Genomic DNA, 22,795 nt, shown 5'->3' with positions numbered 1-22,795 from the left:
TAATTAGGCATTTCCAAGGTAAACAGGATGAAACCGTCTACATTTTTGCCATTATCTGCTGCTGCATTGTTGAGTTTGGTGAGCTTGCAAAGTACATCTTTAGCTCAACAAGTTAGACCCATTAATGCACAACTACAAATCCCTTCATCTCCAGTTTTAGAGCGCAATTTAACTCAAATAAAACTTAGTCCCTTTTATCTTGAGCGAGAACAAAAAGCTCCTTTAGCAATTAAAAATCAAATTGTAGATCTACGGCGCGACATCCAAGCCAAAAATCTGAGTTTCCAAGTGGGTTACACCACTGCTTTAGATTATAAATTACAGCAACTTGCTGGCACAAAAGCCCCAGATGATTTACCAGCACAAGCTCAAAAACAAAATGCTTTAGCTACACAAATTTTAAATATTGACTTAGCTGAACGCGATACATTTGAAAGACTGAATCCAGGAAAAATACCTGAGTTACAATTAATTCAAAATCGTGGATGTTTTGCCTCAGCTAAATCTTTTGATTGGCGTAATTTAAATAAAGTTACACCTGTTCGGAATCAAGGTGGTTGCGGTAGCTGTTGGGCGTTTGCAGCCCTGGGCGCTTATGAAGGTAATAACTTAATTCGTAACAACGCTCAAGCTGATGCTTCCGAACAGCATATTGTTAACTGGGGTAATGCAGGTAGTTGTAGTGGAGGCTGGTGGGCGAAAGCGTTTGATTTCTTGATCAATAATGGTACGGCCACCGAAAGCGCTGTACCTTATACGGCAAGTAATAATGCTTACAACTCCAATGTATCGACTCCTTACCGTTCTATAGCGTGGGGTTATGTCAAGCCCGATGGCGGGATTCCCACAGTTGCAGCGATGAAACAAGCTATGTGTAAGCATGGCCCTTTAACCGTTGCTGTACGTGTTACTCCTGCTTTTCAGGCTTACACTGGTGGTGTATTTAACGAACAATCCACTGGTGCGATCAATCATGGTGTTACTCTCATCGGTTGGGATGATAATAAAGGAGCCTGGTTAATCAAAAATTCTTGGGGTACAGGCTGGGGTGACAATGGTTATATGTGGATTTCTTATAACAGCAATAGAATCGGTTATGGCGCTGCATGGACACAGACCAGAAGCACTTTTTACAAAATATCTCCTGAGTTGTTTAAAAAATTAAGTCCAGATTTAATTAGACTTAACCCGCACATTATTCCTCGTTAATGGTTAAATTTGGGGGCTGGGGACTGAGAAAAACACTTTAGGTGAGTGCCACAATCATTGATTTTCCCTAATCCCCCATCCTACGGGAAGCTGCTGTCAAGTCTCAATCTTTCATTTCCACACTCCATACTATGAATTCGATTAAGCGAGTTTTACCCAGATTTTTTATAATTATTTGTCTGCTAACTCTCTTGAGTCTCGCTTTACAAGTACAAGTTACTTCTAATACTTCTATATCAAACTCTGAAATGGCTGTTTCTGAAATAACTGTTGATGACACCAATCATGATCAGCAAATTACTCTGGAAAAAGGTAATACTTTGATTATCCAACTGTTATCAAATCCAGGTATAGGCTACGGTTGGCAAATTATCAAAAACGATGCAGACAAACTTCAACCTGTAGGAGATTCGGTATTAGAACCATTAGAAGAGGAAGCACCAGGAGCAACGGAAAATCAGGTTTTCCGCTTCTTAGCACAAGATACAGGTTTTACTTCTGTAGAACTCCACTATTTACGCCCCTGGGAAAGCAATATTCCTCCTCTGAAAACTTACCGGCTCAATGTGCAGATTCATTAATCGGCAAGAGTCAGGATTTCTACACCATCTTCTGTCACGGCTAAGGTATGCTCACATTGGGCGGATAGTTTGCGATCGCCTGTGACAGCAGTCCAATTATCATCCAGTACTTCGACTTCCCAAGTACCTTCGTTAATCATGGGTTCAATGGTAAAAACCATCCCTGGTCTTAAACGTTTGCCTTTACCACGTGTCCCATAATGGGGAATATCCGGCGCAGTATGAAAAATATTACTAATGCCGTGTCCGACAAAATCTCGCACCACAGAAAAGCCCTGAGATTCGGCATATTCTTGGATTGCTGCCCCAATGTCGCCAATTTTGGCCCCTGGTTTGACTTCGGCAATACCTAAGCGACGACATTCTTCGGTGACTTCAACCAACTTTTTCGCTATGGGGGAAGGTGTACCGACAAAAAATGTTTTGGATGTGTCGCCGTGGTAGCCTTCCACAATCAGCGTCACGTCGATATTGATGATGTCACCATCTTTGAGTATTTGCCTGTTATTAGGAATACCGTGACATACGACCTCATTCACACTGGTACAAATAGACTTGGGATAGCCTTTATAACCTAGAGGTGCGCTTTTTGCTCCATGAGCTTGCGTCCAACGTTCGGCTTCATCGTTGAGCTGGAGAGTCGTCACCCCTGGCTTCACCATTGGTTCGAGATGCTGTAATAGTTGAGCTGCCAAGCGTCCTGCTTGACGCATTTTATTAAGTTCTCTTGTGGATAAAATAACAATTGGTTCGGTTTTCATTAACTTTCGGCTAACGTATCTGTCATAAATATAGTGAAACCTGTCTGTGCAGCTCTTTGAGCAGCATCAGCAACTTTGAGGGTATACAGGCTCTCCTCTGGGGTAACGTACAAATCAGAGCCATGCAAGAGATGATCTAACACCATACTTGTATCTTTAGCAAACAAACCCCGACGAGTACCAACCTCTATGGGTGTTTTTTCCTCTGCCTGAATTAAAAATCCGCTGTTGCCTTCAAAAATTAAACCCCCCTTTTCGCCGTGAACCTCAAATTTGCGTTCTGGTTGCCAAATAGTTTCGCCTTTGCCATAAACGACTTCTGCTAACAGTCCACTGTCAAAGCATAGTTGACTATTACAAAAACAGGTTTGGTAGTATTCATCTTCTGTTTCCCAATATCTTTGGTGACAGTTAACTGTAAAAACTTTACCAAACAAATCGGTGAGTCGATGCAATCGGGAAAGCGCACCAATTAAAGGAAAACCAAAAAGTTCATGATTATAAGTCCACTTACGCGGTGCAGGATGCTGAGGATTGATGGTGCTGTAGGAAACATAGAAGACATCGCCTATTTTTTCTATGTTTTGTTTTAAGGCTTGATGTAATCCGCCTAAGAGTTCGATATGTTCAACGTGCAAGAATTTTTTTTGTGCTTTGGCTAAGGCGAGAATTTCTTCAGCTACTGTGAAATCTATAGCTAAAGGATACTCAACGACTACGTGTTTATCCTGTAACAACGCTGCTTTGGCGATCGCCCCATGATCACGATTAATTGTGGAAATGACCACCAAATCTACATCTTCGCGCTCTATTAATTCCTGCCAAGAACTCAATGCTTCCGTGTGATATTCTTTCGCCAATGCTGCCGTGATTTCTGGTCGATGTCCGGCGATGGCTACTAGCTGCGATCGCTCATCACAAACTAGTGCTTCTGCTCGGAGTTTTGCCGCATATCCAGTACCAATCAAACCCACGCGCACTTTTGCTGTTTCCAAAGCTGCCTCTGAATTATACATGATCCTCAATGGTTCTATTTTTGACCATCACACGTCTAGAATATGGGAAATACTTTGTTCATGGGTAAGCCACTTTCAGTTTAGAGACTTCCAAAAATTAAATTACTCAATTCCTGCATCCAATACGACTGTCAAATTTATTTTCTCCCTGCTCCCTGCTCCCCTACCGATTGATTATTTTTTTAATTGGAAGTCCCTTTGCCAGTCCCTTACTGTGTGCCTGTGGTAACTATGCCATGCTAGCTTGTTCTACAACTCCTAACACCTGTTGCAGTTCATGAAGTCCGGGTACAGGTTTGATGTTCTTGAATATTTACACTCAGGAAATTCATGGTGGTACTAAACATTTTCCTGATACACTCCCCTGTAATGCATCTGAAAATATTCTCGGTGTTGCTTTTCCCAGTCTTTACTCTGATAAATAAAGCAGCTACAAAGAACTATCAACTCCCTCAATATCCTCTGTAATTTTTTGGCTGCATCTAGGTTCTATTTTTAACTCATCGTTTTTACACATCAAAGCATGGTGAGGCTGTTAGATGTATAAAAAAAACTTATTGTTATTTACTAACTAAACTTCATTACTAATCGCGGACGATTTAAAGTTATAACCTGGAATTTTTCTCGTAGTATCAGAATTGAAGCAAGTTTAATTTAACGGCTAATCCATAAGGGAAGCTGTTGAGATTGCTTCAGGATAACTTATACTGCCGTTTGCAAAAGAGAGGATTACTGAATGGCTACTTTTAAAGTCACACTGATCAACGAATCTGAAGGATTAAACCAAACCATCGAATGCGACGATGATGTGTATATTCTAGATGCTGCTGAAGAAGCGGGTCTGGACCTACCCTACTCTTGTCGTGCGGGTGCTTGCTCAACTTGTGCAGGTAAAATCAAAGGCGGTACCGTTGACCAGTCTGACCAATCTTTCTTAGACGATGATCAAATTGAAGCTGGATATGTGTTGACCTGTGTCGCTTATCCAACTTCTGACTGTACAATTGAAACCCACAAAGAAGAAGAACTCTACTAGGAGTTAGGTGTGTGAATTAACCATCTCTTGCTTGCAAGAGTTACTAGCGATTTAGTGGGGGTGTAAGGCCTTGCACCCCTCTGTTTAAAAAACCGGGTTTTTGTCCCAGGGATCATTAAATTTCCTTGAAGGACTGTCAAATAAAAATATCCACAAATTTCTTGTGGTGCAGGTATCTTGCCCGGTAATCAGTAAAGTCTGGCAAAATGCCCATACCACAAGATGGGATAATTTATTTGCTGATGTTCCTTTATGCCCAAGTAGCAAAAACCCTGTTTCTCAGATTAATCCAATATCGATTGAACTCTCTGATAGTTTTAAAACTTGACATTGTTGCTGAGATTTTGAATTTCAGTATCGGGATAATAAAATTGCAAAATTTTCGGATTTGACCAACCTAGCTTGGCTAAATTTTGGGCGCCAGTTTGACTTAAGCCGACTCCATGCCCGAACCCACCACCAATAAACGCATATCCCCAGATATCAGGTTTGCCTTTGTTGAGGGGTTCTATGTAAAAAAGTGTACTAATAGGAGCTGCAAAGGCGCTACGAATTTCGTCTTTCTCTAGAGTAAAAATGCCGAGATCAGTCTTCACCGCCATTTCCAAAATACGTCCACTTTTACTACGCTTCACTATAGACATAGCCTCTAGGGTGTTAAATTTGGCATAGGGGCTATTTTTGATAGTCAAGAATTTTTGTAAGAGCTTGGTAATATCCTCTATAGGAGTTTCCCTATGCCAACGAAAGGTTTTCCAGGCACTTTCATTAAATCCTTCTTTGCGATTAATAAATTTGCGAAAATTGGTTTCATCCGCTAAACTCTGCTGAGATAAGTTCCACAAATTAGTAGCAGAGTCTACTACTGGGCGTAAATAAGGACGATCTTCACCATTCCAGACATCGCTAAAGTAAGCGGTAACGCCCCCAGTAGTGGAAGAATACAGAGCATCTACTAGCTGATTATTATAAGTTAATACCATGCCCTTGGTGGCAGCGATCGCCTTGTCGGTATTAGGACTTGTTCCACTCAGCCCGTAATAAACTTGGCAATGTGTATCCGCACACAACTGATAGTTATCTATGGCAAACCGACGTAAATTTCTCAAAGCATAAGTCCGAGCGATAACTGCTTGGGCTTCTACGGCTGCTGCTGGCGCATTGGTGCCAATTTCGTGAGGAACTACCCCACGTAAATAGCTTTCTAAAGGGACTTCATTGACTAAAGTATATGTACCATAGGCATTTGGCTGCAAAGTCAAACGGCCTGGATAAAGACGAGAAGTTTCTAGCTTTTCGCCCTTCTTTACCTGAATCAAGTTTTTGTCTGTACTAATTTGTAAATCATTGGGGCTGTAGCGGTTACCGTTGATTTCCCAACTGACTCGCGGCACTTGTGACACAATCTTGGTGTCGATATATGCCATTTCCTTACCCCCAGCTTGTACACTCTGGAATAACAAGCGTCGTAGTAAAGGCGTATTGTAAACATCCCGTTTAGCCCAAACTTGCCAACGTTCTGGCTGGGCTATTTCTACCTGGATTCCCTGAGAACGCCACTTTTCGGCACTGTTTTCTGCGGTTTCAAAGGTACGGTATGTACCTAAAACCACAACCTCCTCCACCTCAGGTTTAGCTAAAGGTTGCATGACAGTTTCCAGCTTGATGGGGTTTTGGGTGACTAAAGTCTTTTGCTGGTTGCCTGCTGTAAATTTTAGCGTTAAGCGATCGCCTGTGGTGGGTTCTAGTTGCATCTGGTATTGGGGATTCTCGCCCAGTCGCTGCACAACCCCCACTCTCAGTTCTAAATCCTGATTTTTGCTCTCAATGGCTGAGGCACCTGTTAGCCCCAATACACAAAATGTCGTCAGTACTGTGTAAGAAAAACGCCAGAATGTAAATTTCATCATTATCTGATTCTTACCCTTTGTACCTTGGGGCTGATTTTTCCCTTGCTTTGTAATGCGGTGCTGTTGTCGCATGAATGCTCCAATGATACCGTTACCTATTTTTACTCAAATATCACTTGCAAAACGAAGTCATAACGACTATGATTTATTTAAAGACACAAAACAAATGTGATCATGAGAGTTCAAGAAATTCCCTTGAATCAAATCAAACGCCCATTACCCCGTGCCAACGATGCCCATAAAGTCCAAGCCTTAATGGAATCGATAGCCGCCATTGGGCAGCAAGAACCAATAGATGTCCTAGAAGTAGAAGGACAGTATTATGGCTTTTCGGGTTGCCATCGTTATGAAGCTTGCCAACGCTTAGGCAAAGAAACCATTCTCGCCAGAGTTCGGAAAGCGCCACGTAGCGTTCTGAAGATGCACTTAGCATGAGTTAATGGATTTTAGCTTTGTGATTTGGCATCGCAGATCCGGAAAATTCAAAGTTAGCCGCCAATAGTTAAGTTACTCCACTAAAACATATAATCAACTGGGAAAAAAATATGTCATCTCAAGCAACAGTTAAAAGCATCAATATCGGCATTGATGAAGAAAGCAGAGCCAAAATTGCCGAAGGGCTGTCTCGCGTGTTAGCCGATACCTATACACTCTATCTAAAAACTCATAATTTTCATTGGAATGTCACAGGGCCGATGTTCCAAACCTTGCACTTAATGTTTGAGACTCAGTATACAGAACTAGCCTTAGCCGTTGATTTAATTGCCGAAAGAATCAGAGCGCTAGGCTATCCCGCCCCCGGAACTTACAGCGAATACGTCAAACTAAGTTCAATTCCCGAAACTCCTGGAGTTCCCAAAGCTAAAGACATGATTAGCTTACTGGTGGAAGGACAAGAAGCTGTAGTGAGGACTGCACGGTCAATTTTTCCAGTTTTAGAAGAAGTCAACGACGAACCCACCGCCGATTTATTGACTCAACGGATGCAAGTTCATGAAAAAACCGCTTGGATGTTAAGAAGTTTGTTGGAAGAATAGAGGCTAGGGGCTAGGGAGATAGGGACTAATCAAGAATGACTAATTACACCGAAAAGTTGCAAAATTTAATGCAACGTGTGAATGTTTCTAGTTTTAAAGCGCTGAGTCGTCATGCTGGTGTTTCAGAACGCCAAATTTTGCGGTTGCGACAAGGCAAATTAGAACAGATGCGACTGGAAGTGCTACTTAAGTTAGCGCCAGTGTTACAAGTTTCCTTGAGTGAATTAGTCGAAACCTTTTCCCCAGTCCCTATTGCTCCTGATCCTCAGGCTCCAGTATCTACCCATCAAGAAATTGCAGATTTAACCACAGAATACCAGCGATCGCTCTTACAACTGCAACAGCAGCGAGAAGTATTACAGCAAGAATTTCAGCAGTCGAGTTTGCAACTACTGGAATCATTATTATTACAATGGCCCACAGCAGCCCAGAAAGCTACGGAAAATCCTCAGCTAGCAGCAGTTAAAATTGTGCCTTTGGTACAGAAGCCTTTAGAAAAATTATTACAAGCCTGGGGAATAGAAGCGATCGCCCCCGTAGGATCAGAAGTATCATATAATCCACAACTGCACCAATTAATAGAAGGTACAGCACAACCAGGTGATTCAGTCAAGGTGCGCTACATCGGCTACCTGCAAGGCGACAAACTACTTTATCGAGCCAAAGTCAGTCTAATTTAAAAGAATTATGTGGTTTATTGTTAAAAATAATACTGGACATTGTCAAATCGTCTCTAGCGACCAAATTAAAGCAGATAATGCGGAAATTCTCGAACAGTGGGGGCCATTTACTTCTGCGGAAGAAGCGATCGCTCATCGCGTAGGATTGATCAGGGCTGGCAAGTGTCAACCCCAATAAATTCCCCATCATCCCAGTTTAAATCATTGCTGACATCTGGCGATCGCGTGCCCAAACCTCAGTACTAGCTAGGCAATTGCCACTCTACAAAAGAACCTGACAACTCTAGTTAATGGTTCTGATTGCTAAAGTAGAACGAGATACTATATTTTTGTCATCTAAACCATATTTGTTGTCATGTTGCTGACTCTACCATGGTTGATGTAAATAAAATTTACCTGCAAGTGTTAGTGAAACTGCTGCAACGGGAAAACTTAATATGCAGCCTCAGATGGTTTTTGCCGCCAGCCTGAGTCTGTGTATATAGTATGAGAAATTTCTCGTAAAAGGAGGTACAGAAAAGGTTGGCAAATAAGGAACAACTCTATGACACCAAAACTCAGTATGTAAATTCCACTCCATTAAGTAGAACGACTTGAGAAAACCAAACTATGTAAACTAATGTAAATTCACCTAAAATCAGTTCGTAGTTAGGACTTTAGTCCTGATTTGAGAACTTTAGTTCTCACTACAAACCTTTAATTATTTACCCTGTTCTACTTAGAGCAATTAGCAATCTGTACAAGCTATTGAAACAAATTACGGTGAGTAAATATTCTGACACTCAGCCGTCACTTAGTCCAACAGCCTCATTGGTCAAAATTCTTGGCTCTGATATTACCGAAAGAGTCAGGATAAAAGATATTAGGGGCAAGGGGTAAAAATTATCCCTACCATAGCGGTTTCAGGATGCCTAAATTTGTTTATGGAAAAGGAAAAAAGGTTTTATTATGCCTACGGCACGCTGCGCGAACGAGATGATTGCACGAGAAATAATACGTCCTTGGTTTAGAGTTATGTAAATATACTGACAAAATAGCGTCCCATGCTACTTATCCCCTGCTTCCTTTCATCTTTGATGACTCGTAAATATTCCCATCTGATCAGATTATTCTTTATTCCACTGCCGTTGCAGCAGGAAAGCGGTGCATGAAATCTCAAGCAAACAGTAAGCCCAAAATTTTGGTTGTTGATGACGAACCAGACAACCTTGACTTGCTTTACCGCACCTTCTATCGCGACTATAAGGTGTTGAGGGCCACCTCCGGCCCAGCGGCATTGGATCTGCTAGCGCAAGAGGGAGAAGTCTCAGTGATCATATCCGACCAACGGATGCCGATCATGAGCGGTACAGAATTCCTGAGCCTGACAGCAACTCAATATCCAGATATTATCCGAATTATTTTAACTGGTTACACTGATGTCGAAGACCTAGTAGAAGCCATTAACGCTGGTAAGGTCTTTAAATATGTTACTAAACCCTGGGAAGCGGAAGAACTTAAAGCAGTTGTCCGCCAAGCCCTAGACACTCATAATGTCCTCAAAGCCCGCACCCGTGAACTAACACGTACCCTCCGTCAAGAATCACTGCTGAACACAGTCACCAATACAATCCGCAGTGCTTTAGACTATCGGCAAATTTTACAAGCAATTGTCGATACCGTTGGTCATATGTTGGAGGTGGATGTTTGCCTATTACGTCCCTTTCAAGATGGACAGTTAGTAGATGAAGAATTCATTTACCAAAACACTCCCCAGGAAAAAGTTGAGGGAAATTTTGCTACCTCATCCCTTTTAGCTCAAACTGTTTGGGAAACCCATGAAGTTCAGGTAATCTATGATGTCGCCAATGATGCGCGCATCCAAGGAGAAACGCCCGAACTACAGCAAAGAACTGAGGCTTTTGCTACAGCAAATATTTGCTCTAGTTTAATACTACCTTTAATTTGCCAACAAGAGTTGATGGCCGTACTGGCACTGCATCAGTGTGCCCAGCCCCGCTTTTGGGAGCAGGATGAAGTACAGCTGATATTGATGGTAGTAGATCAAGCCGCTTTAGCACTGTCTCAAGCTTATGCCTACGAGCAGGTGCGGGCCCTGGCCAAGCGAGAAGCTTTAATTAATACAATTACAACGGCAATTCGTTCTAGCTTAGATCCTGAAGATATTTTCGCAGCCATCACACAACAATTGGGACAAGCCTTACAAGTTGATGGCTGTGTGTTGTCTTTGTGGACTGAGGAAGATGAATTTGTCCATTGTGTAGGCTTGTATGATAGTTCTCGACATGCTGGTAATTCTTGCCTAGCCGCAAACAATATTTTAAATAATCATCATCACCAGATCAATCAGGAATCACCAGACTCCCGCACCTTTCAAAACAATCCCATTTTTCAAGAAATTTTGCGGACACAAGAGCCAGTGGTAATTACTGATATGAGCGATTGTTCTCTAGCAATCCAAGGTCATGATTTGCCTTTAAAAATGCCTGGGCGATCGCTCATGCTTGTTCCTCTACTGGCTGATGGTAAATGTATCGGTAGTATTACTCTAAGTGAAAGTCATAAAATACGTAAGTGGTTGTCATCTGATATTGAACTAGCGAAAGTAGTCGCAGCCCAAGCCGCGATCGCCGTGCAACAATCACGTTTATACCAAAAAACTCGTGAGCAAGCCGAGCGCTTGTTACAACTAGACAAACAAAAAACCGAATTTTTCCAGAATATTTCCCATGAATTTCGCACTCCCATTACCTTAATTCAAGGGCCTTTAGAATCAGCAGTCAGTACTGGTGAAGGATTATCTCATGAACAAAGTGCGATCGCTCTACGTAACTCCCGCCGCCTCTTACGACTGGTAAACCAATTACTAGATTTGCAACGCCTAGACGCTGGACGAATGCAGCCAAAATTCCGTCCTTGTGATTTAGTCGAATTTGTCAGCCAAATTGTCGAATCATTCCGTCCCTACTGCGAAAAAAAGGGACTAATTTTAGTTACTCAAATGAGTGCATGTCCTACGGTTTACCTAGACATGGAAAAATTTGACAAAGTGGTTTATAACCTGCTGTCAAATGCCATGAAGTTCACACCTGATGGTGGCACTATCAGCGTCAAACTGCAATCGACAGAAAACCATTGTCAATTACAAGTCCAAGACACAGGAATTGGCATTATTCAAGAACAAATTCCCCAACTATTTGAGCGCTTCCGTCAAGCCGAAGGTTCAGCAAATCGTTCCTATGAAGGCAGTGGTTTGGGTTTAGCCTTAGTTAAAGAATTAGTAGAACTACACGGCGGCAAAGTCACAGTAAACTCAGCCTATGGAGAAGGCACAACCTTTACCTTATGGCTAGTCATTGGCAATTCTCATTTACCGCCAGAGCAAATACTAGAAACTCCTGTTGAACTCAACACCAGTCGCGCTAGTGTGGAATTAGCTGATTTAGAACTAGTAGAATCAACTACAGACACTATTGAAATTATTACAAAAGAAATATCATCTAATTCTGACACACCGCAAGGAATACACAGCACACAGCACTCTATCTTAGTTGTAGACGACAATCCAGACTTACGAATTTATGTATCTGATATACTCCGTCGCCACGGTTATCAAGTGATCACAGCTCGTAACGGATATGAAGGATTCGGTAAAGCCCAGGAAAATACACCCAGCTTGATCGTCACTGACTTGATGATGCCCTTGGTGACAGGACTAGAAATGATTCAGATGATCCGTAAAGAGGAGAATTTGCGAGGAACACCGATTATTCTCCTCACAGCGAAAGTTGATGAAGAAACCCGCATCGAAAGCACAGAACATGGTGCAGATGCTTATTTAGCTAAACCATTTAATGACCGGGAACTTCTGGCAGAAGTGAGGAATCTTTTAGCTTTGAAGGCCAATGAACGGCGGGTTGTGGAGTTAAATACTTACCTCACAGAATCAGTATTAAAACGCTTTTTACCGACTGCATTGGTGCAAAAAGCCGCAGCCGGCACTTTAACACTAGATTTGCGACCAGAACCGCGCTTAATCACAGTTTTATTTAGTGACATTGTAGGTTTTACTCAGTTAGCAAATACCCTGAGATCCCGACGAGTAGCAGAATTGCTTAATGAATATTTAGAAGCCATGACCAAAGTCGTCTTTGAAAATGGCGGCACTGTCGATAAATTTATGGGAGACGCTATTTTATCTTTATACGGCGCACCAGAGGAACTCACCCCCAATGAACAGGTGCGCCGTGCCATCAGTACAGCCAGAGCAATGCAAAGCTCACTTACTCGATTAAACCAGCGCTGGCAAGACCAAGGACTTTTTGAAAGTCACACCCATAAAGGCGTACAGTTTCGCTGCGGTATTCACCAAGGTACGGCAGTTGTGGGGATGTTTGGTAGTGCTGAACGTGCTGATTATACAGCTATTGGGCCGAGCGTTAACATAGCAGCTAGATTACAGGCTGCCGCTGTTCCCGGCACAATTCTTGTTTCTGCCGCCGTGGCAGATTATTTACAGGACGAAGAAATTATTAAAGGTAGTCCGTTAAAGCTCAAAGGAGTAGATGAAACAGTTTTGACCTTTGCTGTGACACCAGAGCTGATGGCTAATCGTTAAGATGAAAGCTGGATTTCATGGCATGAGCAATGAGCAAGAACACCGAATCATATCTGGGTTCAAATATGACACCATCGGTTACAGACAAAACTCCTATTTCCCCCAAAAACTGGAGGAGACACACTGATCCACCAAGTTTGTGGATTGCTGTAACTATAGGTTCACTTTCCTTGCATTTGTTAGTTTTCTGGTTCATGCGCTCATCTGAGGGTTTTAAACCGTGGTTTCCCCAGCAAAGCCAAGCCTTTGTTCCCATTGAATTGATTGACATTTCTCCCCAGGAAACACCTCCCGAAACACCTCCCGAAATAACTCCCGAAACACCTAACTTACAAGCTCAAAAAATCTCTCCCAAACCACCAGTTTCAACTCAACAGTCTGTACCAGAACAACTACCAAAAACTACCCCAGTCACACCAAATACTCAGGAAACTGAGGTGATAGATTCTGATTCTAGTGTCCAAGAAGAGAGTACTGCTGATGCTCCTCAACCTGATACGGAAATCTTTTCTGACAGAATAGCTGCAATGCCAGGGTTCACACCGACACCCATACCCACACCGACACCAACACCGACACCCACTGCGACACCGACACTGACGCCTACACCCATACCCACACCGACAATTCCAGTTGGTGATCTTCCTTGGAACCGTCGTCAGGAAGTAGAACTAGGAAAAGGCACACCACTACCGACAGATATTCCATCTATTCCATCAGAACAGCCACAAGTTTCTGATACTGAACCTGGGGAAACTGCAAATACACCAGAAGCCGCAACAGCACCGACACCTCCTGAGGAAACTGCAAATACACCAGAAGCCGCAACACCGACACCTCCTGGGGAAACTGCAAATACACCAGAAGCCGCAACACCGACACCTCCTGGGGAAACTGCAAATACACCAGAAGCCGCAACAGCACCTACACCTCCTGAGGAAACTGCAAACACTAGCTCAGAGGGAGGAGCGATCGCCACTGTTGCGCCTTTGCTTGAAACGGAAGTACGCCAGTTAATACAAGAGGGGAGATTAAGACCAGACGGTCTACCCGATGTTCTAGCTATATACAAGGGAAGTAACACCAAACAACTAGACGCCACCTTTCAACCTGGTGCTTCTGTGCTTCAGCCTGCACAGTTCCTCGTTAGCTTGGTAATCGATCAAAATGGCAACTTTCAACAGGCTACAGTTTTAGAAATAGAACCAGTAAGTCTACAAAGTGAAAAAAGGTTGTATGAGGAAGTCGCCAACGATATTTTCAAAAACGATAACTTTTTGCCAGCCCAAAATAACGATGGCTCCAAACCAGAATTGAGTAACCTGTTTGTACGCATCACGATTCAGCCCGTTAACCGCAACTAGTGCCGCCGTGAAGTCAAAAAGAGCCAGTGCATTGGGGAGAAATCACTGTGGTGAAGCAGTCCGTTGGGCAGGTAACGCCCGACTTGTAGCCACTGGCGTTAATTAAACGAATCCCATAGCTAACCAGGTTCGGGAAAGCTCCACGCCAACCGGGTAACACGTGCAATGTATAGAACAGAACTCCTTGAAAGTGCGGTATCCACTGCCGGAAAGACTATCACTATGGAATCACTGCTCATTTGACCCCATAAAATATTTGGTGTGTATGGGAATACTAAATCTAGTGCTTAAGAATTTGGTAGTATGATTAGCATTCCTGGATATTGCCTTAGTGAAAAACTTTATGATGGTTCGAGAACCCTGGTTTATCGAGGGAATCGAGAGACCGATTCATTATCTATAGTCATCAAACTGCTGAAAAATCCTTATCCCAGCTTTAGCGAACTAGTACAATTTCGCAATCAATACACCATCGCCAAAAATCTCAACTATCCGGGAATCGTCCAAACCTACAGCCTAGAACGGTTCAAAAATGGCCATATATTAGTGATGGAAGACTTTGGGGGAATTTCCCTCAAGAGTTATTTCGCCAACAATAATCATGTCCCATCTCTAGATGAATTTTTACAAATTGCGATCGCTGTGTGTGACACCTTAGACAGACTCTACCGCGATCGCATTATTCATAAAGATATCAAACCTGCCAATATTCTGATTAATCCCGATACCAAGCAAGTTAAACTCATCGACTTTAGTATCGCTTCATTACTTGCCAAAGAAAACCAAGAAATTAAAAGTCCCAATGTCTTAGAAGGTACACTTGCTTATATTTCTCCCGAACAAACTGGAAGGATGAACCGAGGGATAGACTACCGTAGTGATTTTTATTCTTTGGGTGTGACTTTTTATGAATTACTAACGGGAGAGTTACCATTTATCTCTGATGACCCGATGGAGTTGGTGCATTGTCATATTGCCAAACAACCGCCCAACATAAATATACCTCACCCTAACCTGATCCTGATAAACTCCAGGGAGCGAGAGGGAATGAATATTCCCCAGGTTATTGTTGATATTATTTTCAAATTAATGGCGAAAAACGCCGAAGATAGATATCAGAGTGCTTTGGGATTAAAGCACGATTTAGAAACTTGTTTGTATCAACGCAAAGAAACTGGCAAAATTAACTATTTTGAAATTGGTCAGAGGGATATTTGCGATCGCTTCCTGATTCCCGAAAAACTCTATGGTCGAGAAATCGAGGTTGAGCAATTATTGGCTGCATTTGAGCAAGTTTCTCAAGGGAACAGTGAAGTGATGCTGGTTGCTGGTTTTTCTGGTATTGGCAAAACTGCGATCGTCAACGAAGTTCACAAGCCCATTGTCCAGCGACGGGGCTATTTTATTAAAGGCAAATTTGATCAATTCAATCGCAACATTCCTTTTTCGGCATTTGTGCAAACGTTCCGTGATTTAATGGGGCAATTGTTGAGTGAAAGTGATGCTCAATTGTCAAGTTGGAAAAATAAAATTTTACAAGCTGTAGGGGAGAATGGACAAGTCATCATTGATGTGATTCCTGAATTAGAACGCATCATTGGAGTGCAACCATCTGCACCAGAACTATCGGGGATCGCCGCCCAAAATCGGTTTAATTTACTATTTCAAAAGTTTATTCAAGTTTTTACCCAGCCGGAACATCCATTAGTCATGTTTTTGGATGACTTGCAGTGGGCGGATTCTGCTTCATTGAATTTAATCCAACTGCTAATGGCGGAGTCGGGAACAGGCTATCTGCTGATGATTGGTGCTTACCGAGATAATGAAGTTTTTGCCGCACATCCATTGATGCTGACTTTAGATGCGATCACCAAAACCGGGACAAAGGTAAATACCATCACCTTGAAACCCTTAAGCCACGACAGTCTCAATCACTTGGTAGCCGATACCCTCAACTGTGCCACCGCAGGTGCAAGCGAAGCTATCGCCTTAGCTCAACCCTTAACAGAATTGGTGTATCAAAAAACCCAGGGTAATCCCTTTTTTACCACCCAGTTTCTCAAGGCGCTGCATCAAGACCAACTGATTACTTTTGATACCCAAGCTAGACATTGGCAATGTGATATTGTGCGGGTGCGGGAAGCAGCACTGACAGATGATGTGGTGGAATTGATGGCTACCCAGTTGCAAAAGTTACCAGAAATCACCCAAAACATTCTCAAGTTGGCGGCTTGTATTGGCAACTCTTTTGATTTAAATACATTGGCGATCATTGCGGAACAATCCACAATCGAAATTGCAACGGCATTATGGACAGCCCTGCAAGAAGGACTAATTCTGTCCCAGAGTGAAATCTACAAGTTTTACATCGGGGAAGCAGTGCAGAATGTTGATCTAAATGCCCAGGTTGCCCATTACAAGTTTCTGCATGATCGCGTCCAACAAGCTGCTTATTTGATAATTCCAGAAAACCAAAAACAGTCTACACACTTAAAAATTGGTTGGCTTCTGCTCAGAAATACCTCAGCAGCAGAACGAGAAGAGCAGATATTTGCCATTGTCAACCAATTGAATATGGGACGAGGCTTAATTATTCAAGCAGCAGAGCGAGATCAACTCTTGCACTTGAATTTGATGGCAGTTCAAAAGGCTAAAACATCAACTGCTTATGGTGCGGCGACTCAGTATTTAGAAATCTGCATTGAACTTTTGCCAGAAGATAGTTGGCAGTCTCAGACTGACTTAACTAGGACGATCTATGAGTTAGCCACAGAAGTTGCTTATTTGAATACAAATTACGAGCAAATGGAGCAACTCGCAGCAATATTTCTATCTCATACAGATAGCTTCATCGAGAAGATTCGGGTTTATGAAATCAAGATGTTGGGAGCAAAAGCTCAAGGGCAATTACGAGAATCGATTCAGATTGGGCTGCAATTGCTCAAACTACTGGGGGTAGAGTTTCCAGAACAGCCAACGTCTGCGGATATTGGGCAAGCCTTGGAGCAAACTTTATTAAAGTGGAAAGACCTTTCCATTCCTAGTTTATTGGATTTAGCAGTGATGACCGATCCTAGTAAGCTAGCGGCAATGCGAATCTTAACCCAAATGATTGCCCCTGCCTATCAATCGTTTCCAATCTTGATGCCATTACTGATCTTTGAACAAATCAATTTATGTATTGCGGAGGGTAACTGTGAAGTTTCTGCCTTTTCCTACGCCGATTATGGGTTGGTGCTTTGCGGCATCGTCGGCGATTTGGATGCGGGCTATCAGTTTGGGCAACTAGCGTTAAATATCCTTGATCGCTTCCAAGAAAAGGCTTGCAAATGTCGCACCTATTTTATTGTGCATAGCTATATTAGCCATTGGAAAGAATCCCTCAGTAGCCGATTACCTTTCTTCCGCGAGGCATATCAAGTGGGTTTAGAAACCGGGGACTTAGAGAGTAGTGCCTTAAATGCCCAAATGTATTGTGCCAACGCCTACTTTGCGGGTCATGAACTGCCAACTTTGGCAGCAGAGATGGAAACCTATCGGCAGGGACTCTTACAGCTGAAACAGGAAACAGCGCTCAATTATCAAGCAATCTATCATCAAACCGTTTTGAACTTGCTGGGACAGTCTGACGATCCCTGCCGCTTAGATGGGGAAGTCTATACTGAAACACAGACATTGCCAACGCTCCAACAATCAAATCATCGTACTGCCCTCTATTACTTGTACTACAACAAAACAGTTCTCTCCTGCTTGTTCGGGCAATACCAGCAGGCAGCAAATTACGCTGCTTTAGTCGAGTCCTATGCCGACAGTATGGTGGGGATGTTTGCCATCGCACTGTTCTGTTTTTACAGTTCTCTGATTTATCTGAAGTTGTATTCATCAATAAATGAAACTGAGCAGGCTCGGTATCTTGACAAAATAGCAGTCAATCAACAGAAACTAAAGGCATGGGCAGACCATGCCCCGATGAATCATTTACACAAATTTTATTTGGTGGAAGCAGAGCGACATCGGATTTTAGGGGAAAAAATTGAGGCAATGGAGATGTATGATCGTGCTATCGCTCTCGCCAAAGAAAACGGCTACATCCAAGAAGAAGCCCTAGCTAACGAACTGGCATCTAAGTTTTACCTAGATTGGGGTAAAAAGCAATTTGCTCAAATTCACATCGCAGATGCTTACTACTGTTATGCTCGCTGGGGAGCAAAAGCCAAAATCACTCATTTAGAACAAAAATATCCCCAATTACTAGCAGCTATTCTCCAAGCTCCTACCCTTCCTATCACCCATGAGGGAACCATCGCCCCAACCTTGATGAGAAGTTTCACTAACGTCAACAGCAGCCAGAATTTATGGTTAGATTTTCCGGCGGTAATGAAAGCAGCACAAGCTATCTCACAAGAAATTGAGTTAGAGAAACTGTTAGCAACCTTGATACAGATGGCGATCACTTTGGCGGGAGCGCAAATCGGTCGTTTAATTGTCCGCCAAGACGAACAATGGTTAGTAGTTGCTCAAGCCGATTCAATGCAAACACACAGGTTAGAAATTCTCCTCGAACAATGTCAGGAAATTCCCCAAAGTGTGATTTATGCGGTAGCGCGGACACAACAGACGACTGTGTTTGAAAACTTGAGCTATTCAGCACAATTTGCAGGTGATCGCTATGTTATTACCCACCAACCCAAATCCGTATTATGTACTCCCATTAGCCAGCAAGGAAAATTAATTGGCATCCTGTACTTAGAAAATAACTTAACCGTGGGCGCATTTACGAGCGATCGCCTGCAAGTCATTCAACTCCTTACTGCCCAAGCAGCTATCTCCCTGGAAAATGCCCAGTTGTATTGCCAATTAGAGAAATATTCCCATACTTTGGAGCAAAAAGTATCCGAACGCACCCAAGAACTCACCGAAAAAGCAACTCAGCTAGAATCAATCTTGCAAGAATTACAACGCACTCAAACCCAACTACTTCAATCAGAAAAAATGTCGAGTTTGGGACAATTGGTGGCTGGAATCGCTCACGAAATTAATAACCCTGTCAATTTTATTCACGGGAATATTAGCCATGTGAAACAATATACACAAGATTTATTAAAGTTGGTCAATCTCTATCAACAGTCCAATATCAACCAGGTGGAAATTCCAGAATTATTAGATGAAATAGATTTAGATTTTCTTCAGAAAGACTTACCCAAAACGCTCAAATCGATGCAAGTGGGGACTGAGCGCATCCGCGAAATTGTTTTATCGCTGCGAACTTTTTCTCGCATGGACGAAGCTGAATTTAAACAGGTTGATATCCACGCAGGTATCGATAGTACACTGATGATATTGCAACATCGCCTCAAAGAGAAAGCAGAGTGTCCGGCAATTGAGATTATTAAAGATTATGGCAAATTACCTGTAATCGAATGTTATGCCGGACAATTAAATCAAGTATTTATGAATATTTTGACAAATGCAATTGATGCAATCGAAGAGAAAAATCTTCAACAGAATTTTGAGGAAATAGAAGCGAATCCGCAGCAAATAAAAATTCGGACTTCAGTTATCGATACTAACTGGATCGAAATTGCGATCATTGACAATGGTATAGGTATAACTTCGGAGGTGCAACAAAAAATATTTAACCCATTTTTTACCACTAAATCCGTTGGTAAAGGGACGGGAATGGGCATGTCGATTAGTTATCAAATTATCACAGAAAAACACGGTGGCAAATTAAAGTGTGTTTCCATCCCCAATCAAGGCACTGAATTTGTGCTGCAAATACCTATTCGTCAATCATCAGTAAACCAAAAAGTTTTTCTGAAAGAGTGATCGCTAATCAAAGTTACTTAGGTTAATGTGCTACAAGCTACCTGCTTTATAATTAATGGGAAGTTGAAGCCCCGACCGGGCAAGAACAGTGCGCGGTCGCACCTACTAAAAGCTTTGATATCGCTGGGTTGGGACAATTACAGTAAGAAATTCAGTGAAGACGTTTCTTACTAGGTGGTTTTTAAAGTATTTTTGGCTCTACTCTTTGGTGGCGATAGCGCAAGCGCTGTTTTTTGGATGCCCGGAGGGCTTTTGTCAGTTCGCTCAAGACTCAAAAACTCAACCGGGATGACTGGGCTTTTATTGGGGTCATATTCCCCAAGGGCTTGTTTACACGCTTCTTTTTAAGATTTCAACCACTCTCCGCCTCGGAAACGCCAACGAGGAAAAATAATTCGCATCAGGCTTTGAGAAGAAATAAAAACCGCTAACCAAACACAGCTGTAGTGTACTAAAAAGGCTCCTATTGGTAGTTCTGCTTTTGGTATGGGTATGGGCAAGAATCCAACAAGTTTTACCCCACAAAAGATAAACAATAATTCCCAAATGCCAGCTAAAACTTGATAAGCTGCGGGCCAGTCTCTATCCCAGCGAACTTTTTGCAGATAGTCATACAGCACATCCCAACCTAAGCCAAAGATGGCAACATAGGCAAGTATCCAGAAATAAATTGAGTTAGCACCAGGGCCAATGATACCCATTGCAAAGGGCAAAGATACTACAACGCCCACAGTTACCAATAGTAATAAGCGCGTTTGCCAGCGACCAAATAAAGTTGGTGTCATCTGAGATTAGAAAAGTAGATATGTAAAAAAGATTACTGATTTGAGAATGTTCTTAGCTGTCCATCAAATTTAGCATGATACGCTTTCAATGGTTCCCAACTGATGACATCCTCTAACAAAGCCTGATAGCCCAGTGTATTAGGATGCAAACCATCTGTACTCAAGCGTTTTGTCCACCAACTTTCACCACGTGCCATCCATTGATCGAAAATATCCAGATAGGGAATTTGGTGTTGACGGCAAGCTAATTTAGTCGCTTCCTTATAATGGTACTGGTCGCTGTGATTGTAGTAAAAACAATCGAGAAACGGCATTTTTGCCTGATCCACTGGTACCATGCCCACAAATAACACCGGACATAGTTGCTGTGCTTGGTCTAGTAAAGCAGCAATTTCTGATTCAAAAACCGAAAAATCTGTATAATTTTTGCCGTTGGGACGTGCTAATCGGGCTGAATCATTCACGCCCACGGAGAGAATAATTAAATCAGGGACACGATTGCGGAGTTCACCCCGATGGCGAAATTCTACTTCTAGCCTTTGTGCTACTTGTTGAGTGCGATCGCCTCTGACTCCCAGATTATATAGTACATGTCCAGAGCTATCCGGTAACATCCACCACCGCCGCAGTTGTTCAACCCAACCGCCTCTTTCTGGGTCTCCAAATCCGTAAACTAAGCTATCTCCCAGTGCAATAATCTTTAAAGGCTGACATTGGGTTGGTGCTACAGATAACTGCATTGAGGAAGAAAGCTCGAATGTTTGCATTTTCCAGAATATATTTTATATCTTTACAAGATTCTATACATTTCTACATCATTCAAGAGTATCTTTCTTTTCTAAAATTATGCAAGCTTTACATATTTGCTGGGGAAGCGTTGACTAAGTAAGGTATTGCTGTATTCTTGCGGGGCCAATTCCGGGAGAGGAAACGCATCAGCAAAGGTAAGGATATCAGCATCAGCACAACCCCAACCCACCAACTAGAACGCAATTGTTCTAAATTATTTACGGCTGAGGTAGTTTGCGATTCACTAGCAAAAAAGCCCATGCTCACGGCTAGTAAATTATTCACCGCATGGCAGACAATAGGCACAATCAGCGTGCGGGTTTTGATGTATAGCACCCCCATCATGATGCCAAACATAGATAATCCCACGATATTGGCGTGTAAAATTCCAAACAGTAGAGATGAAGAAATCAAAGCGGTGCGTATACCCCATTTAGCCGCCCAGCGCTGTAATATTACCCCCCGAAAAATAAATTCCTCAGCAATAGGTGCGACCACGACAGTTGCGATCGCCGCAAGTACGTTGTTCAATAAAGGTGCCGAACTTTGCGGAGTAGGATTACTAGCAACTTGACGCATCAATTCTTCAACGAAATTCGGGGCAACCCATGATAAAAGAGAAAATGATACTAAATAGGCACTGAGTGAAAACAAAATTAATAAAAAAACTAATCCGATAATAGGCAACCATCTGTAATTTTTAGGGACAGTGCCCACAACATACTGAAGATTAATTCCTAAGCGATTAAAGTCTGATAGTATCCACAAACAAAGCAACACAAAAATTAAAATATAGAGAATTAGGGGCATAACTTGATTGTTCAAGGTTATACCACTAGCCGCCATTCCAAAACCTAATGCTATACCGAGAATGAACGATATAAGTAAACCCTGCAAGAACAAATTACGAACCTTGAGCTTGCGGAATGGATGATCTAAATTATCAGGTGTCATAAATATAAAAGCATTCCTTTATTCCTGAACGTACTTTGCGGTTACCTTCTCAATATTAAGTACATTTTTATTGTTAATTAGTATCAGAATTAACTAATAATAATCAATCCACAAAACAACCGATAGGGGATATCCAAAATGTGAAAGTATAATTTATATATGGGATTGTGACTGAAGTTACATAATTTTCCTCATTACAGTGGCGTATATGGTGGGCTGCCATAAC

At 42.3% G+C, this 22,795-nt stretch carries 16 protein-coding genes; 10 read left to right on the top strand and 6 right to left on the bottom strand.

Translation table 11 applies throughout. From position 1 onward, the window contains the following. Positions 1-27 precede the first annotated feature (27 nt). Together ACM0OT_RS05185 and ACM0OT_RS05180 are read left to right on the top strand one after the other, a co-directional pair. Entirely contained in the window at positions 28-1,209 is a 1,182-nt protein-coding gene (locus tag ACM0OT_RS05185; RefSeq protein WP_414563300.1) for a C1 family peptidase, read from the top strand. Between the two features lie 248 nt (positions 1,210-1,457). Further along, a complete protein-coding gene (locus tag ACM0OT_RS05180; protein WP_414563298.1) occupies positions 1,458-1,790 on the top strand; it encodes a protease inhibitor I42 family protein in 333 nt (110 codons plus the stop codon). Here ACM0OT_RS05180 and map read toward each other — a convergent pair. Next, complete coding sequence (gene map, locus ACM0OT_RS05175; RefSeq protein WP_414563297.1) at positions 1,787-2,551, bottom strand: type I methionyl aminopeptidase; 765 nt, start codon at positions 2,549-2,551, stop codon at positions 1,787-1,789. The genes ACM0OT_RS05180 and map overlap by 4 nt on opposite strands. Then, positions 2,551-3,567, bottom strand: coding sequence for a Gfo/Idh/MocA family protein (locus ACM0OT_RS05170; protein ID WP_414563295.1), 1,017 nt, complete (start codon positions 3,565-3,567; stop codon positions 2,551-2,553). The genes map and ACM0OT_RS05170 overlap by 1 nt, the downstream gene beginning before the upstream one ends. Positions 3,568-4,303: 736 nt before the next feature. Between ACM0OT_RS05170 and ACM0OT_RS05165 the strand changes: the two genes are divergently transcribed. Next, positions 4,304-4,603, top strand: coding sequence for a ferredoxin (locus ACM0OT_RS05165; RefSeq protein WP_414563293.1), 300 nt, complete (start codon positions 4,304-4,306; stop codon positions 4,601-4,603). 317 nt (positions 4,604-4,920) lie between these two features. Here ACM0OT_RS05165 and ACM0OT_RS05160 read toward each other — a convergent pair whose 3' ends face one another. Next, positions 4,921-6,585, bottom strand: a complete 1,665-nt coding sequence (locus ACM0OT_RS05160; RefSeq protein WP_414563291.1) for a SpoIID/LytB domain-containing protein — start codon at positions 6,583-6,585, stop codon at positions 4,921-4,923. 99 nt (positions 6,586-6,684) lie between these two features. Between ACM0OT_RS05160 and ACM0OT_RS05155 the strand changes: the two genes are divergently transcribed. The 7 genes from ACM0OT_RS05155 (at position 6,685) to ACM0OT_RS05125 (ending at position 20,041) form a co-directional block, all read left to right on the top strand. Continuing rightward, positions 6,685-6,948, top strand: a complete 264-nt coding sequence (locus ACM0OT_RS05155) for a ParB N-terminal domain-containing protein (protein WP_414563421.1) — start codon at positions 6,685-6,687, stop codon at positions 6,946-6,948. A 110-nt stretch (positions 6,949-7,058) separates the two neighbouring features. Continuing rightward, complete coding sequence (locus ACM0OT_RS05150; RefSeq protein WP_414563289.1) at positions 7,059-7,550, top strand: Dps family protein; 492 nt, start codon at positions 7,059-7,061, stop codon at positions 7,548-7,550. A gap of 35 nt (positions 7,551-7,585) precedes the next feature. Beyond that, on the top strand, positions 7,586-8,230 hold the full coding sequence (gene grpE / locus ACM0OT_RS05145; RefSeq protein WP_414563287.1) for a nucleotide exchange factor GrpE: 645 nt from the start codon (positions 7,586-7,588) through the stop codon (positions 8,228-8,230). Positions 8,231-8,237: 7 nt separating this feature from the next. Beyond that, a complete protein-coding gene (locus ACM0OT_RS05140) occupies positions 8,238-8,408 on the top strand; it encodes a DDE transposase family protein (protein ID WP_414563286.1) in 171 nt (56 codons plus the stop codon). A gap of 969 nt (positions 8,409-9,377) precedes the next feature. Next, complete coding sequence (locus ACM0OT_RS05135) at positions 9,378-12,848, top strand: response regulator (protein ID WP_414563284.1); 3,471 nt, start codon at positions 9,378-9,380, stop codon at positions 12,846-12,848. 29 nt (positions 12,849-12,877) lie between these two features. Continuing rightward, on the top strand, positions 12,878-14,212 hold the full coding sequence (locus ACM0OT_RS05130; RefSeq protein ID WP_414563282.1) for a hypothetical protein: 1,335 nt from the start codon (positions 12,878-12,880) through the stop codon (positions 14,210-14,212). Between the two features lie 303 nt (positions 14,213-14,515). Further along, the gene (locus ACM0OT_RS05125) at positions 14,516-20,041 is read left to right on the top strand and encodes an AAA family ATPase (RefSeq protein ID WP_414563281.1); all 5,526 of its coding nucleotides are present in this window, start codon (positions 14,516-14,518) and stop codon (positions 20,039-20,041) included. A 344-nt stretch (positions 20,042-20,385) separates the two neighbouring features. Here ACM0OT_RS05125 and ACM0OT_RS05120 read toward each other — a convergent pair whose 3' ends face one another. The 3 genes from ACM0OT_RS05120 to ACM0OT_RS05110 form a co-directional block, all read right to left on the bottom strand. After that, positions 20,386-20,826: a hypothetical protein gene (locus ACM0OT_RS05120; protein WP_414563280.1), complete on the bottom strand. Its 441-nt coding sequence runs from the start codon at positions 20,824-20,826 to the stop codon at positions 20,386-20,388. Positions 20,827-20,858: 32 nt separating this feature from the next. Continuing rightward, positions 20,859-21,593: a GDSL-type esterase/lipase family protein gene (locus ACM0OT_RS05115; protein ID WP_414563279.1), complete on the bottom strand. Its 735-nt coding sequence runs from the start codon at positions 21,591-21,593 to the stop codon at positions 20,859-20,861. 88 nt (positions 21,594-21,681) lie between these two features. Beyond that, complete coding sequence (locus tag ACM0OT_RS05110) at positions 21,682-22,569, bottom strand: lysostaphin resistance A-like protein (RefSeq protein WP_414563278.1); 888 nt, start codon at positions 22,567-22,569, stop codon at positions 21,682-21,684. Positions 22,570-22,795: the final 226 nt, after the last annotated feature.

Origin of the sequence: Anabaena sp. CCY 9613, assembly GCF_963920895.1 — a bacterium.
GTDB lineage: Bacteria > Cyanobacteriota > Cyanobacteriia > Cyanobacteriales > Nostocaceae > Cyanocohniella.
The sequence above is the reverse complement of the archived record's forward strand: the minus strand, read 5'-3'. Positions and strand labels throughout refer to the sequence as shown.